Annotated in this window: 13 protein-coding genes; 10 read left to right on the forward strand and 3 right to left on the reverse strand. The window is 58.7% G+C overall.

Features of this window, described 5'->3' with window-relative positions; genetic code table 11:
* The first annotated feature begins 165 nt into the window (after positions 1–165).
* The 8 genes from OQ248_RS24290 to OQ248_RS24325 all read left to right on the forward strand — a co-directional run bounded on the left by OQ248_RS24290 (position 166) and on the right by OQ248_RS24325 (position 6,653).
* Complete coding sequence (locus OQ248_RS24290; protein WP_265814311.1) at positions 166–1,014, forward strand: transporter substrate-binding domain-containing protein; 849 nt, start codon at positions 166–168, stop codon at positions 1,012–1,014.
* 51 nt (positions 1,015–1,065) lie between these two features.
* Entirely contained in the window at positions 1,066–1,728 is a 663-nt protein-coding gene (locus OQ248_RS24295) for an amino acid ABC transporter permease (RefSeq protein WP_007960243.1), read from the forward strand.
* A gap of 9 nt (positions 1,729–1,737) precedes the next feature.
* A complete protein-coding gene (locus tag OQ248_RS24300) occupies positions 1,738–2,400 on the forward strand; it encodes an amino acid ABC transporter permease (protein ID WP_265814313.1) in 663 nt (220 codons plus the stop codon).
* Complete coding sequence (locus tag OQ248_RS24305; RefSeq protein WP_134020291.1) at positions 2,397–3,194, forward strand: amino acid ABC transporter ATP-binding protein; 798 nt, start codon at positions 2,397–2,399, stop codon at positions 3,192–3,194. The genes OQ248_RS24300 and OQ248_RS24305 overlap by 4 nt, the downstream gene beginning before the upstream one ends.
* A gap of 31 nt (positions 3,195–3,225) precedes the next feature.
* Positions 3,226–3,615 carry a RidA family protein gene (locus OQ248_RS24310; RefSeq protein ID WP_007912330.1) on the forward strand — a complete coding sequence of 130 codons (390 nt, stop codon included), beginning with the start codon at positions 3,226–3,228 and terminating at the stop codon, positions 3,613–3,615.
* Positions 3,616–3,693: 78 nt separating this feature from the next.
* Positions 3,694–4,458 (forward strand): IclR family transcriptional regulator, encoded by a 765-nt coding sequence (locus OQ248_RS24315; protein ID WP_134827127.1) that lies wholly within the window; start codon positions 3,694–3,696, stop codon positions 4,456–4,458.
* 39 nt (positions 4,459–4,497) lie between these two features.
* Entirely contained in the window at positions 4,498–5,718 is a 1,221-nt protein-coding gene (locus OQ248_RS24320; RefSeq protein ID WP_265814317.1) for an amino acid deaminase, read from the forward strand.
* On the forward strand, positions 5,718–6,653 hold the full coding sequence (locus OQ248_RS24325) for a sugar kinase (protein ID WP_265814318.1): 936 nt from the start codon (positions 5,718–5,720) through the stop codon (positions 6,651–6,653). Before OQ248_RS24320 ends, OQ248_RS24325 begins: the two co-directional genes overlap by 1 nt.
* 48 nt (positions 6,654–6,701) lie before the next feature.
* Here the strand turns inward: OQ248_RS24325 and OQ248_RS24330 are convergent, their stop codons facing one another.
* Both OQ248_RS24330 and OQ248_RS24335 read right to left on the reverse strand, forming a co-directional pair.
* On the reverse strand, positions 6,702–6,977 hold the full coding sequence (locus tag OQ248_RS24330) for a peptidylprolyl isomerase (RefSeq protein WP_065260528.1): 276 nt from the start codon (positions 6,975–6,977) through the stop codon (positions 6,702–6,704).
* Between the two features lie 50 nt (positions 6,978–7,027).
* Positions 7,028–9,565: a PAS domain-containing protein gene (locus OQ248_RS24335; RefSeq protein ID WP_134827099.1), complete on the reverse strand. Its 2,538-nt coding sequence runs from the start codon at positions 9,563–9,565 to the stop codon at positions 7,028–7,030.
* Positions 9,566–9,692: 127 nt separating this feature from the next.
* Here OQ248_RS24335 and OQ248_RS24340 point away from each other — a divergent pair, with 127 nt between their 5' ends.
* Both OQ248_RS24340 and OQ248_RS24345 read left to right on the forward strand, forming a co-directional pair.
* Positions 9,693–10,802, forward strand: coding sequence for a PilT/PilU family type 4a pilus ATPase (locus OQ248_RS24340; protein ID WP_265814319.1), 1,110 nt, complete (start codon positions 9,693–9,695; stop codon positions 10,800–10,802).
* A gap of 263 nt (positions 10,803–11,065) precedes the next feature.
* Positions 11,066–14,863, forward strand: coding sequence for a hypothetical protein (locus OQ248_RS24345; protein WP_265814320.1), 3,798 nt, complete (start codon positions 11,066–11,068; stop codon positions 14,861–14,863).
* A 27-nt stretch (positions 14,864–14,890) separates the two neighbouring features.
* Here the strand turns inward: OQ248_RS24345 and OQ248_RS24350 are convergent, their stop codons facing one another.
* The gene (locus tag OQ248_RS24350) at positions 14,891–16,855 is read right to left on the reverse strand and encodes an acetoacetate--CoA ligase (RefSeq protein WP_265814321.1); all 1,965 of its coding nucleotides are present in this window, start codon (positions 16,853–16,855) and stop codon (positions 14,891–14,893) included.
* Positions 16,856–16,976 lie beyond the last annotated feature (121 nt).

Raw genomic sequence — 16,976 nt, forward strand, 5'->3', positions numbered from 1 at the left:
TCGCGTAACACAGGCTTCACCATTCTTTTTATCCCTTTGATTCAAAACAAATTTAGATCCATTGCTGATTCCCCTCGAATCCCGTGGCACACTTTCTGCTGTCTATTCCGTAGTAACAAACCGAATTCCGGTATAGCGGAATAAACAATCTCTGGAGTGCTTGCCATGCATCGCCGACCATCCTTGTTCAAAGCGTGTGTTTTTGTTCTCGCGGCTTCGTCCGCTGTCATGGGCATGGCCCAGGCGGCCGACAGCAAGCTCGACAGCGTCCTGGCCCGTGGAAAACTGATCGTGGGCACCGGCAGCACCAACGCGCCGTGGCACTTCCAGGGCGCGGACGGCAAGTTGCAGGGCTTTGATATCGACATCGCCAGGATGGTGGCCAAAGGTCTGTTCAATGACCCGAGCAAGGTCGAGTTCGTGGTGCAGTCGTCCGATGCGCGGATTCCCAATCTGCTGACCGACAAGGTCGACATGAGTTGCCAGTTCATTACTGTCACCGCCAGCCGCGCGCAGCAAGTGGCGTTCACCCTGCCGTACTACCGCGAAGGCGTCGGCCTGCTGCTGCCGAACAACAGCAAGTACAAGGAAATCGAAGACCTGCAGGCCGCCGGCGACAGCGTGACCGTGGCCGTGCTGCAAAACGTGTACGCCGAAGAGCTGGTGCACCAGGCACTGCCCAAGGCCAAGGTCGATCAGTACGACAGCGTCGATCTGATGTACCAAGCCGTGAACTCCGGCCGCGCCGATGCCGCCGCCACCGACCAGTCTTCGGTCAAATACCTGATGGTGCAGAACCCCGGCCGCTATCGCAGCCCGACCTACGCCTGGAGCCCCCAGACCTACGCCTGCGCCGTCAAACGCGGCGATCAGGACTGGCTGAACTTCGTCAACACCGCCCTGCATGAAGCCATGACCGGCGTTGAGTTCCCGACTTACGCCGCATCGTTCAAGCAATGGTTCGGCGTGGATCTGCCATCGCCCGCCATCGGTTTCCCTGTCGAATTCAAATGATCCCGTGAGAGTGGGGCGCCCTGACGCGCCCCGCTCAAGGTACTGCCAACCATGAACTATCAGTTGAACTTTGCCGCCGTGTGGCGCGATTTCGACACCTTGCTGGCGGGGCTCGGTCTGGGCCTCGAACTGGCGCTGGTGTCGATCGCCATCGGCTGCGTGATCGGCCTGCTGATGGCGTTTGCCTTGCTGTCCAGGCATCGCGCCTTGCGGGTGCTGGCATCGGTGTATGTGACGGTGATCCGTAACACGCCGATCCTGGTGTTGATTCTGTTGATCTACTTTGCGTTGCCGAGCCTGGGGATCCGGCTGGACAAGATCCCGTCGTTCATCATCACCCTGTCACTGTATGCCGGGGCGTATCTGACCGAAGTGTTCCGGGGTGGTTTGTTGAGCATCCCCAAGGGCCAGCGCGAAGCTGGGCTGGCCATCGGTCTGGGCGAGTGGCAGGTGAAGGCCTACGTCACCGTGCCGGTGATGTTGCGCAATGTGCTGCCGGCGCTTTCGAACAACTTCATTTCGCTGTTCAAGGACACCTCGCTGGCCGCCGCGATCGCGGTGCCGGAGCTGACCTATTACGCGCGCAAGATCAACGTCGAGAGCTACCGGGTGATCGAAACCTGGCTGGTGACCACGGCGTTGTATGTCGCGGCCTGTTACCTCATTGCCATGCTGCTGCGTTACCTGGAGCAGCGTCTGGCGATCCGCCGATAGGAGGCTGCGATGTACGAATCCCCCAGTTGGTTGCATGAATTGTGGATTGCCCGCGAAGCCTTGTGGCAAGGCTTTCTGACCAGTGTGCAGGTGTCGGCGCTGGCGATTCTGTTCGGCACGGTTATCGGCGTGTTTGCCGGGCTGATTCTGACCTACGGCAGGTTCTGGATGCGCGCGCCGTTCCGCTTTTATGTCGACTTGATTCGCGGCACCCCGGTGTTCGTGCTGGTGCTGGCCTGCTTCTACATGGCACCGGCGCTCGGTTGGCAGATCAGCGCGTTTCAGGCGGGTGCCTTGGGTCTGACGCTGTTTTGCGGCTCCCACGTCGCCGAGATCGTGCGCGGCGCGTTACAGGCCTTGCCACGCGGGCAGATGGAAGCCAGCAAGGCCATCGGCCTGACGTTCTATCAGTCCCTCGGCTACGTGCTGTTGCCTCAGGCGCTGCGGCAGATCCTGCCGACCTGGGTCAACTCGTCCACGGAAATCGTCAAGGCTTCGACCTTGCTGTCGGTGATCGGCGTGGCCGAGCTGTTGCTCAGCACCCAGCAGATCATCGCCCGGACGTTCATGACCCTGGAGTTTTATCTGTTCGCCGGTTTTCTGTTCTTCGTCATCAACTACGGCATCGAATTACTCGGCCGGCACATTGAAAAGCGGGTGGCCCTGCCATGACTCAAGCTCAAGTTTCCAACGTCCAGAACGCTCAGCCCCTGCTGGACATCCGTGGCCTGCACAAACAGTACGGCGCGGTCGAAGTGCTCAAGGGCGTCGATCTGAGCATGCAGCGCGGCAACGTGGTGACACTGATCGGCTCCAGCGGCTCGGGCAAGACCACGCTGCTGCGTTGCGTGAACATGCTGGAGGAATTCCAGGGCGGGCAGATCCTGCTCGACGGGGAATCCATCGGTTATGACGAACTCAACGGCAAACGCGTGCGCCACCCGGAAAAAGTCATCGCCCGTCATCGTGCGATGACCGGCATGGCGTTCCAGCAATTCAATCTGTTCCCGCACCTCACCGCGTTGCAGAACGTCACCCTCGGCTTGCTCAAAGTCAAAAAGATGCACAAGGACGAAGCCGTGGTTCTGGCCGAGAAATGGCTGGAACGGGTCGGCCTGCTGGAGCGGCGCAATCACTTTCCCGGCCAGTTGTCCGGCGGTCAGCAACAGCGCGTGGCGATTGCCCGGGCGATTGCGATGAACCCGAGCCTGATGCTGTTCGACGAAGTCACCTCGGCCCTCGACCCGGAACTGGTCGGTGAAGTGCTGAACGTGATCAAGGGCCTGGCCGAGGACGGCATGACCATGTTGCTGGTGACCCACGAAATGCGCTTTGCCTTCGAGGTCTCGGACAAGATCGTTTTCATGAATCAGGGGCGTATCGAAGAGCAGGGGCCTCCCAAGGAGCTGTTCGAGCGTCCGCAATCGCCGCGGCTGGCGGAATTTCTCAAAAGCACGCGGTTCTGACTTTTCACTTTTTCAATCAGGAGACACATCCATGAGCATTACGCGTTACGGCACCGGTAGCACCGCCGCTGGCGGCCAGCCACGTCCATTCGCCCGCGCGGTCGAGGCCGATGGCTGGCTGCACGTTTCCGGCCAGGTGCCGGCGGTGGATGGCGAGATCATTGTCGGTGGCATCGTCGAGCAGACGCACCAGACCATGAAGAACCTGATCGCGATTCTCGAAGAGGCCGGTTATGGCCTGGAAGACGTGGTCCGTGCCGGGGTGTGGCTGGACGATCCGCGGGATTTCAGCAGTTTCAACAAGGTCTTCGGCGAGTACTTCAAGCCTGAACACGCACCGGCCCGGGCCTGTGTGCAGGCGAGCATGATGGTTGACTGCAAGGTCGAGATCGACTGCATCGCGTACAAGAAGAAGGCCTGAGCATTGACCGCTCCCGCGCAGAGCGTGGGAGCGATCTTTCGCGATAAACTCCCGGCACTTTGAATGGGAACCACTGAAATGACCGAAGACACCATCAAGCGCCGGGCACGCGGTCTGGACCGGGCGTTCGATATCCTCGATTTCCTCAAGGAGATCGGCCAGCCACTGCGCCCTAACGACATCGCCAACGGCATCGGCAGCCCGAAATCCACGGTCTACGAACTGGTGGCATCCTTGCTCGAACGGCGGATTCTGGAGCCGGTGGGCAAGGACGGTCACGTCTATCTCGGTCGTCAGTTGTACTTTCTCGGTCAGGCGCATTTGCGGCATTTCGACCTCAGTCGCGAGGCCGATCATGCGTTACAGGAGATCGTCAGCCAGACCCGGGAAACCGCGCAGATGTGCCTGCTCAACGGGCGCAAATACACGGTGGCGCTGATGAAGGAGGGCGAGCGGCATTTCCGCATTTCCTCCGATATCGGTGAGAACGCGCCGATTCCGTGGACCGCGTCCGGACGTTTGCTGCTGGCGCATTTGAGCGACCAGCAGATCAGCGACCTGATCGATCCCGACGATTTCATCCTGCCGGATGGCGAACGCCTGCCGATGGAGACGTTTCTCAAGGAAATCCGTCAGGCCGGCATCGATGGTTTCTTCTCGTTCGACAGTGTCGCCGACACCTTTACCCATTGCTTCGCCGCCCCGGTCAAAGACCCGAGCGGCGTGGCCATCTGCACCCTGTGCATCGTCGCACCGCGCGCCGATGCCAAGACCAACTACAACGACTATCGCCGGGTTCTGATCGAGAGCGCCAACAGCCTCGCCCGGCGTATCAACGAATAACTGCGCCCGCCAGCGGACGCGACTGTGAGGAGTTCGACCATGACGACTGCCAACAACACTGCTGCCGTGGAAAAGGGTGATGCCGCCATTGGCGCGCAATTGGTGCGTGACATCAGCCTGCCGGCGCTGGTGCTGCATCGCGAAGCGCTGGAGCACAACATCCTCTGGATGCAGAAATTCGTCAGCGACAGTGGTGCCGAACTCGCGCCCCACGGCAAGACCAGCATGACCCCGGCGCTGTTTCGTCGTCAGCTCGACGCCGGCGCCTGGGGCATCACCCTGGCCAGTGCCACCCAGACCCGTGCCGCTTACGCCCACGGCGTGCGCCGGGTGTTGATGGCCAACCAACTGGTCGGCACGCCGAACATGGCGTTGATTGCCGACCTGCTGGCGGCCGATTCGGGCTTCGATTTCTATTGCATGGTCGATCACCCGGACAACGTCGCCGATCTGGGCGCTTACTTCGCGTCGCGCGGTGTGCGCCTGAACGTGATGATCGAATACGGCGTCGTTGGCGGCCGTTGCGGTTGCCGCAGCGAGCAGGAAGTCATCGAACTGGCCAAGGCCATCGGTGCGCAACCGGCACTGGCGCTGACCGGTATCGAGGGTTACGAAGGCGTGATCCATGGCGATCACGCCGTCAGCGGCATCCGTGAATTCGCCGCCTCGCTGGTGCGTCTGGCGGTGCAGTTGCAGGACAGCGGCGCGTTTGCCATCGCCAAACCGATCATCACTGCATCGGGTTCGGCCTGGTACGACTTGATCGCCGAATCGTTCGAAGCGCAGAACGCTGGCGGGCGTTTCCTCAGCGTGTTGCGTCCCGGCAGCTACGTGGCTCACGACCATGGCATCTACAAAGAGGCCCAGTGCTGCGTGCTCGACCGTCGCAGCGATCTGCACGAAGGCCTGCGCCCGGCGTTGGAGGTCTGGGCTCACGTGCAGTCAATGCCGGAGCCGGGGTTTGCCGTGATTGCCCTCGGCAAGCGTGACGTGGCGTTCGATGCGGGCATGCCGGTGCCGTTGCTGCGTTACAAGGCCGGCGTTCTGCCAGCGGTGGGCGACGATGTCGGCGCCTGCAAGGTGACGGCGGTGATGGACCAGCACGCGTTCATGACCGTGGCACCGGGTGTGGAATTACGCGTGGGTGACATCATTTCATTCGGTACGTCGCACCCATGCCTGACCTTCGACAAGTGGCGCGTGGGGCTGCTGGTGGACGAGCAGCTGTCGGTGATCGAAACCATGGAAACCTGTTTCTGATGAACACGCTCAGTCCATTGGGGCCGAACACCCCGCGCATCGCCCTGATCGGGGAATGCATGATCGAACTTCAGCAGCGTGCCGACGGCAGCCTGCAACAGAGTTTCGGCGGCGACACGCTGAACACGGCGGTCTATCTGTCACGCGCCATGGGTGACAAGGCGCAGGTGGACTACGTTACTGCGCTGGGCGACGACAGTTTCAGCGACGCCATGTGCCGCAGTTGGGCCGCTGAAAACATTGGCCTGGGCCTGGTCCAGCGCCTGCCCGGTCGTTTGCCGGGCCTGTATTGCATCCAGACCGATGCTGCCGGGGAGCGGCGCTTTCTGTACTGGCGCAACGAAGCCGCCGTTCGCGACTGCTTCACCACGCCGGCCGCCGCGCCGATTCTCGCGGCGTTGCCGGACTACGACGTGCTGTATTTCAGCGGTATTACGCTGGCAGTGCTCGGTGCGCAGGGCCGGGAAAAGCTGATTCAGACCTTGATCGAGGCCCGCCAGCGCGATGCGCGAATAGTCTTCGACAACAATTACCGGCCACGGCTGTGGGTCTCGGTAGAAGAGGCGCGGGCGGCGTATCGCAGCGTGTTGCCCCATGTCGATCTGGCGTTGCTGACGGTGGACGACGAGCAGGCGCTGTTCCATTTCGAAGACTGTGACGCGGTGTTTGAAGCGTACGCGCAGATCGGCACGCCGGAAGTGGTGCTCAAGCGCGGTGCCGAAGCCTGTCTGATCCGTTGCGACGGGGAAGCGTTCGAAGTGCCGGCACAGAAGGTCGAGAAGGTAGTGGACACCACGGCGGCGGGGGATTCGTTCAGTGCGGCGTATCTGGCCAGTCGCTTGTCTGGGGCAAGCCCTGCGCAGGCGGCAGAGGCGGGGCATCGGTTGGCAAGTCGGGTGATCCAAGTGCCTGGAGCACTGATCCCCAGGGCGTGAATCCGATCCCTGAAGGCGCTGCCGAAGCTGCGCCTTCGGGGCGCTGCATCAATCGCGGAAAAACACCTGCACCAGGTGATAGCCGAATTTGCTCTTGATCGGCCCGTGCACGGTGCGCAGCGGTTTCTTGAAGATCACCGCATCAATCGCACCGACCATCTGTCCCGGCCGCACTTCACCCAGATCGCCTCCGCGCTTGCCGGACGGGCAGGTCGAAAACTTCTTCGCCAGCACATCGAACGCTTCACCGTTGGCGATGCGTTGTTTGAGTTTTTCAGCCTCATCGGCAGTCTTGACCAGAATATGGCGGGCTTGGGCTTTCATCGTGCAATACCTGTAGCGGGGTGACGGCGGGGCGCGGATTATGCCTCAAGTCACGGGTTTTGGCTGATCATCGTACGGATCTTGCCAGCCAGAAGATCAATGGAGAACGGCTTGGCCACCATATCCATGCCGTCCTCCAGAAAGCCCTGACGCTCGGCAGCTTTCTGCGCATAGCCGGTCATGAACAACACTTTGAGCCCCGGGCGATGCTGGCGGGCGATCTCCGCCAGTTGTCGGCCGTTCATGCCCGGCAGGCCGACATCGGTCACCAGCAGGTCGACACGCAGGTCGGACTCCAGCAACGGCAGGGCACCCTTGGCGTCTTCGGCTTCATGGGCGCGATAACCCAGCTCCTTGAGCAGGTCCATGACCAGCATGCGCACCGCCGGATCGTCTTCGACCACCACCACGGTTTCGCCGGTCGCAACGGCGGGTGTCTGCGTCACCGTTTCAGTCACCGCCGGCTCCGCCACCAGAGAATGCAGGCGAGGCAAGTACAGGCGCACACAGGTGCCCTGGCCCGGCAGGCTGTCGAGGCTGACGTGCCCGCCGGATTGCTGGGCAAAGCCATAAATCATCGACAACCCGAGCCCGGTGCCCTGGCCGATCGGTTTGGTGGTGAAGAACGGATCGAAGGCCTTGGAGCGCACCGAGGGCGTCATGCCGGTGCCGTTGTCGCTCACCGCGAGCATCAGGTAATCACCGGCCTTGACCGGTTCGAGGGTGGTGATGTCGTTGCCATCGAGATAAACGTTGGCCGTTTCGATCAGCAGCTCGCCGCCATCCGGCATGGCGTCGCGGGCGTTGATCACCAGGTTGAGCAGGGCGTTTTCCAATTGGCTGACATCGGTGCTGACGGGCCAGACGTTGTCGGCCAGGCGCAAGGTCAGTTCGATCGGATCGCCTTTGGTGCGGCGGATCAGGTCCTCCAGCGAATGGATCAGTTCATTGACGTTGAGGGTCTTGCGATCCAGCGACTGGCGCCGGGAGAACGCCAGCAAGCGGTGGGTCAACGCCGCGGCGCGATTGGCCGATGACACCGCGGCATCGGTGAACCGGCCAATCTCGTCGGCGCGACCGCTGGCGATGTAGCGCTGCATGAGGTCGAGGCTGCCGATGATCCCGGTCAGCATGTTGTTGAAGTCATGGGCGATACCGCCGGTGAGCTGACCGACCGCTTCCATTTTCTGCGCATGGCGCAACGCGTCTTCGGCGCGTTCGCGTTCGAACATTTCGTTTTGCAGGCGCTGGTTGGCCTGGGCCAGTTGCTCGGTACGCGCGCTGACGCGCTCCTCAAGGGTTTCATTGAGGTTGCGCAGGGCTTCTTCGGTCTTTTTGCGTTCGGTCTCGTCGATCACGAAGATGTAGAAACCGTTCACCGCGCCGTCCGGGCCGTGGCGTGGCAGGTAGTTCATCAGGGCATGGCGTTGAGTACCATCGCGATGGGGCGTGTAAAGGCTGAATGAACAGGGCCGGCCGGCGAGGGCCTCGGCGATGTACGGGGCGCGCAGAAAGTAGGACTCTTCGCCGATCACTTCGCGAATAGTGCGACCGTACAGCTCCTGCGGGGTCAGCCCGTACCAGTCCAGGTACGCGGCATTGTTCAGGCGAAAACGCTCTTCGCGGTCAACGTAACTGATCAGGATCGGCATCGCGTTGATGATCAGTTGCAGCTCGGTCTGGCTTTGGCGCAGAGCCTGCTCGGTGTGCTTGCGTTCGGTCAGGTCCAGTGCCGCGCCGAGAAACCGCATTGGCCGCCCGTGATGATCCTTGTAGCAACGCCCGCGAGCGAAGACCCAGCGCACGTCGCCATTGGCCTGCAACAGACGGTATTCCTCGGCGTATTCGGTGCCATGGGTGATGCAATGCTTGATGCTGCGGGCGATCAGCGCGCGGTCTTCCGGGTGCACGCCGTGCAGGTATTCACTGATCGGCAACTGGCTGGCCAACGCCGGGTCGACCCCGTGCAACTGGGCGAAGTGCGCATCGGCGATGAAGCGGTCCTGACCGATGTCCCAGTCCCAGGTGCCAACCGCGTCGGTGGCCGCCAGCGCCAGTTGCAGGCGCTCCTCGGTCTGTTTTTGCGCCTTGAGACTTTCTTCGGAACGCTGCTTGAGTTCCAGGGCGATGCGTCGGCGTTCATTGGTTTCGATGGCAGTGACCAGAATGCCGGCCACTTGCGCGCTTTCGTCGCGGATCGGGCTGTAAGTCAGGTCCAGCCAGAAGTCGGACTCCTTGCCGTCCCGTTGCAGGGTGAAGCGTCGTTCACTGTAGGTTCGCACCTGGCCCTGTAGGACGGCGCTGTAAATCGGGTCGGTAAAGTCTCGAAGTTCAGGCCATATCTGGTGCGCCGGCTGTCCGAAAGCGTGTGGATGCTTGTTGCCGGCCAGTACCGCGAAGCCGTTGTTGTAGATCTGGGTGAGCTGTGGACCCCACAACAGCAGCATCGGCATCGGCGAGTGAATCACGATGTCCACCGCGGTGCGCAGGCTCTGCGGCCAGGTGCCGGCGCTGCCGAGCGGGCTGCGGCTCCAGTCGGTGCGGGCGATCAATGCCTGGGCGTCGTTGGTGTTCGGTACAGCGTTCATCACATCAGTCCTGAGCGTCGGTCGGTGAGGCGGCGTCTACTATCCTAGTGCGGTAGACGCTGAAAGGCCCGTCGCGTCACGACGCACGGTCTTGTATTCATTGAAAGCTTCGCGGGTGTTACTGGCCATGGAAATCGACGCACTGCTCAAACAACTGGCGAGCCGACACGGCTCGGATCTGTTCCTGTCCACGGGCGCACCGCCGAGTGCGCGGTTTGACGGGGTGCTGACGCCTCTGGGCGAACAACCGTTCAAGCCCGGTGAGGTGGCGACTGTCGCCGCGTCCCTGATGGACGCCGAGCAGCGCCGGGAGTTCGACCGGGATCTGGAAATGAACCTGGCGATTTCCCGAACAGGGATCGGCCGCTTCCGGGTCAATATCTTCAAACAGCGTAATGACGTGTCGATCGTGATCCGTAACGTCAAGCTCGACATCCCGCGCTTCGAGGATCTCAAGTTACCCCCCGTGTTGCTGGAAACGGTCATGCTCAAGCAGGGGCTGATCCTGTTCGTCGGCGCTACCGATTCGGGTAAGTCCACTTCATTGGCGGCGCTGATCGACCATCGCAATCGCCATAGCTGCGGGCACATCATCACCATCGAGGATCCGGTGGAGTATATCCATCGCCACAAGAAATCGATCATCAACCAGCGAGAAGTCGGGGTCGACACCCGCAGCTTTCATGCTGCGTTGAAAAATACCCTGCGTCAGGCGCCGGATGTGGTGTTGATCGGCGAAATCCGCGACCACGAGACCATGGAGCATGCGCTGGCATTTGCGGAAACCGGGCATCTGGTGTTGTCGACGCTGCACGCCAATAACGCCAATCAGGCACTGGACCGAATCATCAATTTCTTTCCTGAAGAGCGCCGGCCGCAACTACTGCATGCGCTCGGCAATAACCTCAAGGCTTTCGTGTCGCAGCGTCTGGTTCGAGCAATCGACGGCCAGCGCAGGGCGGCAGTGGAAGTGATGCTGGGATCTCCGACCATCGCCGATTTGATCAGGCGCAACGAGCTCGGAGAGTTGAAAGGCATCATGGATAAGTCCGAGGATCAGGGGATGCAGACCTTCGACAAGGCTCTGTATCAACTGGTGGTCGAAGGTGCCATCGCTGAAGAGGAGGCTCTGAAATATGCTGACTCCATCAACAATTTGCGTCTGGCATTGAAGTTGGGAGGGGGAGGAATAGCCGAAGATAAAAGCGCACCAGGAACTTGGGGTTTAATGGATTGAAATAGCGTAAGTGAAGCTTTTTAATCTTTCAAAGGTTCTTGTTATTCAAGAGCTTTCGAGTTTTATTTAAGTGTCTGGATCGGTTTTTTTAGCGGTTTTGAATGAGTCGGAAAGATTAACTGACATCTTGGTGGTGGATATTAAACGCTTCGTGCCTGAGTCTGTGTGGGTTGTTTAATCATACCGTTAGTTGTTTTTCTTGAGAGTCATTTGAAATGAGAAGTGAGCTGGACAAGTTTTCTGTGAGAACTGCAGAAACTGATATGAAACAACGCGCCGCCGATGAGATAGAAAAAAGCAGCGTCGTATGGTGCCTGACTCGAATTGTCGAGAAGTATGGCAATGTCGATTCGGTGCGAGTCGATCTCGTCAATGAGTACTTCGACATGGTCGAGGGGTCGTCGCTTTACAGCTTGCACAGCCCCTTGGTAAAACTGGTCGAAGACTTCCAGGTACAGTCATTTGTTATGGCCAGAATTGAATCGCTCGGTATTGAATCGTATACAGCCTGCGCAGTAACGGAAGATTCAAGGTTATTGGTCGTTAGTGAAGGTGACCTACTGCCTGCATTGCGTCTCGACAGTCAGCAACCGGACGAGCAGAAGCAGATTGCTCTTTTGACCCAGTGCGCCAATCGGACCGGAGGATTTGTCTGGGACAGTCACGAGGGTTGCCTGGCCCAATGGCTGAAATTTTATGAATTCGATGTACCTACAACTGTGGGGGGATGTAAAAGGCTTATTGAGTATTTAAACATAGTGATACCCACTGCTGATCCGCTTGGGAATTATTGGGGGCAAATATACGCTGAAGATGAACTGTCTCTGGTACTCACCACCGAAGAAAAAATTCGAGTCAAGGCCGTTGCTGCCACTTTGATGCCCGGCAGTGCGCGATTGCTGGATAAAATCTACATTGAGGCGGGCAGGCCCCTGGTAAGTGGCAAGGCCAATATTGCTCGAACGATCAGATCGATACTGGCTCATGAAAAAGTTCAAAGTCTGGCATCCAGTCTAAATCAACAGTTGGGCTGGTATCGTGCGGGGGAGGATAAGTCAGTCACTTCTCAGGATCTGAGTCAGCTGATGATGACCGCTGTAATTCTCGATCTGGACGTCCCTGACGCGAACCAACGGCGTAATGTTGTTTGTGGGTATGACTTGTATCAGGTAGCGAATGCCGATCTTCATCCGGATGTCATCCTGAACTACTTCGAAAATCACTTAGTGTCCACTCGCTCGGTCGCGAGTGAAACAGCTGCTATGGCGGCATACATCATGCTTGCGGAGCAGGCCCCGGAATTTCTTGTAAAGAATATCGGCGAAGAGATGACAATTGGCTCGGTCGCATGGATTAACTTTTGCGCCACGGTGGCGACCCTTGAGTTGAAAGCACAGGGGACTGCTCGTGTGATGGATGCCGGCGCAATTCAGACTCTGTCCGGGCTCGAGCCCTGCAGTCAGGGCTTGCGTGAGTTGCAGTCTGTTGCACTTGTTGACCCGATACTGGACTGGGGGCTGGTCAACGGCATTGTTACCCATGAAACACTGGCTGCGAATGCCAAGGAGACTTCAGAGTTGTTACTTGCCCAATACGAGGCACATACGAATCTGTTGTCCGTGGCAGCCAACGATCTCGGCAGGCCTTTACCCGACAAGCAGAACATTGCATTGAAAACGTTGGAAAAGGTTCTCCCCAACTGTGACTTTCTTGAAGAGAGAGTTCTATATGAAAAAAACGCAGTCAACTTCCTGGGTTCTACGCTGGACTTTACGCCAGATGGTCTGAGGGAAGATCCCCATTCTAGCGCCAGGTCGATGGCTGAGGTGTATGCGTCCGGAGAGCTGCAGCCCACGCGCTGGGATCTGAGGGGAGGTCCAGGCATATTCAAACAATTCGGTGCCCCGTTGTATGCGCTGCCATCGATCGAGCCATGGGTGATCACACAAACCACGCAATGGTACGCCAGGCTCAAGGGCGCGCTGGCAATCACGCTCAGGCTGGCGGTCTCGCGGATGCCTCCTACTGATCGACGGGTGTTTCTGAATGGCGACATCAGCGTATTTACCCTGCGTCCCTCGGTTGCCGTCAGCTTCACTGGAACGACGTCTACCAGTGGCGGTTTGACGGGCGTCTCTTCGGTTTTGAAAACACGACTGATTGAAACGCAGGCAACGATAGATGAGTCGACGGGACGTTACGGGGTGGTGATATGTGCCCCTCGCCAAAATCAAGAGTTACTGTGTTACGAACTGCTCACTCTACGGGGGGAGTGCCGTAGAAATGATCGGCTCGCAGGTTTTGCTTCGTTTGCGATGAATAGAAGCTCACGAATCGAATTCGATGGCGACCCGCAAGAAAAGATAGCGGCAGCGGCAGTTGTGACTTTACCGACAGACTTGCGGTGTTATACGGAGGGACGACAATATTCCGAAAATGCCTCCAGCAAAGGTGTGATCGAAAAACTGGGAGTCGTGCGCAAAATAACCCGGGTTTCCGAGTTCGACGGCACTGCGTATCAAGGTTTTAATGACATACAGATGAAGGCACTGGTGAATTTCGTCATTGATCATCACCCTCCGGCGACTTACAAGGATGTCGAGGCTGTGGCGTTGAAACCCACGTCCCTGGAGGAAATGCGGCAAAAAACCGAAAAACTCAATGAGTACATTCTCAATCTGGTTGTGCCCTTCCGAAGTTGTATTGCCGACCTTGCATCCGGTGACAGAGACCGTGTTGGCAGTGGTGTGTTTGGCTGTGTCATGGACGCCATTGGGTTGCTCGGAACTGCAGTGGGTGTTGCCAGCAAAATCATGGGTGTGATGACCAAATCGGTATCGACCACGGCGAAAGTCGCGACACTTGCGAGGTTTGCCCTGACGACGACCATCTCTTTGTTCAATCCACTGGACGGTTTTTACGCAATGGCAAAAACCGGTGGGAAATTGCTCGGTCGCGGAGGCGCTCAACTGGGGCGCAGTGGAGTGCACGCGTTAACGTCGGCAAGATTCCAGCTGCGCCGGGTAATAGGGAGAGCCCGGTCCGTCGATCTGCTGAAAGCCAATGATTATGCGCGACTCTGCCAAGGAACGTGGCAACCCTTGGGTTCTGCCCAGCGGTTGAATGTGTGCGCGACTCAGCAAGGAACCAAGTGGTTCGCTACTAACCGTTTTGGCCGTCCCTGGGGACCGAGCCTGGAAAATTTCGCGTTCAGTCACGCATTACGGCCATTCAAATCCAGAAAGATGCTACCGGATGTCTACACCGGTCATATCATCCGGCAGGCTTTGCCTCAAGCTGGCGCAAAAATCGATAGCGCTTTGGGGGCCTTGGTCAAGTCTGTCGATCAACTGAACACCCAGCTTGCCAACGGTCTATTGTTTGGAAGCACCGAAAAGGGGCGAGACAATATGCTGACGTTCCTCAAATTGATCAAAACGGATTTCCATGGATTCTCGTTCGGCAATTGCCTGCTGGAGGCCGTACAAAATGATCGACATACGATGGTTATAGACTCTACGACCTATGTGAGGTGGAAGGAAACGACAGGGCAGCAATCCAGTACTCATCGGTTCCTGAAAGTTTATGTGGAGAACATGCAGGAGCATTTTCACAACGAAAAATCCAGCACCAGCGTCATCGCCGGAGATCTGATACAGCAGCTGTCTCAGGTCGCGCCGACTACGAGGAGTATGGCCCTCGCATCCAGACCCAAGGATCGTTTCGGTGAACTCTATCAGTTGAACGTGACACCGCTGTTGAATCTGGCGCAGGGCAAGTTACCCGTTGCGTCAATGACGAACGTCGAGGGTAAGCCCTTTGCGGTATGGAACGGAGACAGTTTCAAGTCCTCCGCCAGTGAAGTGCAGTCCGGTCTCTACGACAAGGCACGGGCTATTGAAAACGCTGATACCTATGCGGTGATGTCCTTGCTGCTGGATCAGGCTTCGGGGGATCAGAGTTGGCGATTCCGTCGCAATGTGCAAACCATGCAGGAAGCCGTGACCGCCAGCAACGGCGAGAGGATTACCGGTGAGGTCCTGCTGGAGTTTGACCGATAGGAAAGGTGTTCTCTGACCAGACATCAGTCAGGGTGAGTCAATCTTCAGCTCTGGTCGATCCCGAAACTGTTCCAGCGCTTCGGGATTGGCCAATGCATCAGTGTTTTTGACTGGCTGGCCGTGCACTACATTACGCACGGCCAGCTCCACCACCTTGCCGCTGATAGTGCGTGGAATATCGGTGACCGCGACGATCTTCGCCGGCACATGGCGCGGTGTGGTGTTCGCACGGATCACCTGACGGATCTGCTGTTGCAGCGTGTCATCCAGCGTTACGCCTTCCTTGAGGCGCACGAACAGTACGACGCGCACGTCGTCCTGCCATTGCTGGCCGATGGCGACGCTGTCCAGCACCTCGGGGACTTTTTCCACCTGACGGTAGATTTCCGCCGTACCGATGCGCACGCCACCGGGGTTGAGCACTGCGTCGGAGCGGCCGTGAATCAGCATCCCGCCGTGGGGCAACTCTTCGGCGTAGTCGCCCTGGGCCCAGACGCCGGGGAACTGGCTGAAATAGGATTTGCGCAGTTTCTCGCCGTCCGGATCATTCCACAGTCCAATCGGCATCGCCGGAAATGGCCGGGTACACACCAGTTCACCTTTCTCACCGATCACCGGTTGCCCGGCGTCGTTCCACACTTCGACCGCCATGGCCAGGCTCTTGCCCATGATTTCGCCCCGGCGTACGGCTGACATCGGATTGCCGTTGACGAAGCAGGACACGATGTCCGTACCGCCGGACATCGAGGACAGACAGACGTCTGGTTTGAAATCACGATAGACAAAATCGTAACTCTGCGGCGACAACGCAGAACCCGTGCAGAGCAAGGTTTTCAGGTGGCTCAGGTCATGGCTTTCACGGGGCTTGATGCCGCTGCTTTCCAGGGTCGCGAGGAATTTAGGGCTGGTGCCGAACACGCTGACCTGCTCGTCGTCGAGCAGCTCCAGCAATCGCTGGTTGTCCGGATAAAACGGTGAACCGTCATACAGCACCACCGCGCTGCCGACCGCCAGCGCCGACACCAGCCAGTTCCACATCATCCAGCCGCAGGTGGTGTAGTAGAACAGTCGATCACCGGGGCCCAGATCCACATGCAAACCGTGCTCCTTGACGTGTTGCAGCAACACGCCGCCGGTGCTGTGAACGATGCACTTCGGCACGCCGGTGGTGCCGCTGGAATACAGCACGTACAGCGGATGATCGAACGGTACCTGGACGAATTGCGGTTCATCGCCCGGTACATAGAAGTCGTCCCACAGCGTGACGTTGGCGGGTGTCCGGTAATCCGTCGCATGGGCGTGAGGACGCGCGTAGGGCATGATGATCAGCTGTTGCAAGGTCGGCAGCTGTTCGAGGATTTCGTTGATCTTGACGGTCTGGTCGATCTCTTTGCCGGCGTAGCGGTAACCGGCGCAGGTGATCAGCACTTTGGGTTCGATCTGGCCGAAGCGGTCGATTACGCCGTGAGTGCCGAAGTCCGGCGAGGAGCACGACCAGATTGCGCCGAGGCTGGTGGTTGCCAGCATCGCGACCAGGGTTTGCCAGGTGTTGGGCATGCACGCTGCGACCCGGTCGCCGACCACGACGCCGGCTGCTTGCAGACTGGCCTGGAATCCGGCGACTTGCTGGGCCAGCTCTGCCCAGGTCAGCAGTTCACGCTGGCCGTTTTCCGCGATGGCGATTACGGCAACGGCATCGTCCCGTCGACTCAGCAGGTGTTCGGCGAAGTTCAACGTAGCGCCGGGAAACCATTCGGCACCGGGCATCTTCAAGCCTTCGCGCAGAACCGCGTCGGGCTGGGTGTGAAAACTGATACCAAAGAAATCCACGATCGCCTGCCAGAACGCTTCGCGCTGGTCGATGGACCATTGATGCAGGGCAGGGTAGTCGTCGAGGTGCACGTGGTGACGCTGAATGATGAAGCGCCGAAAGCCGTCCATGCGGGACCGGGCAATGCGTTTGGCATCGGGCTGCCAGAGAATGTCGGACATGGTTTGCCTCTTGTTTTTGTTGTTCACATGACCTGTGGGAGCCAACCTGCTGGCGATTGAGGTCAATCAGCCAAATGATGATCCGCTATCGCCAGCGGGCTGGCTCCCACAAGGACAGAGC

Source organism: Pseudomonas sp. COW5 (assembly GCF_026240005.1).
In the GTDB taxonomy this organism is placed as follows: domain Bacteria; phylum Pseudomonadota; class Gammaproteobacteria; order Pseudomonadales; family Pseudomonadaceae; genus Aquipseudomonas; species Aquipseudomonas kribbensis.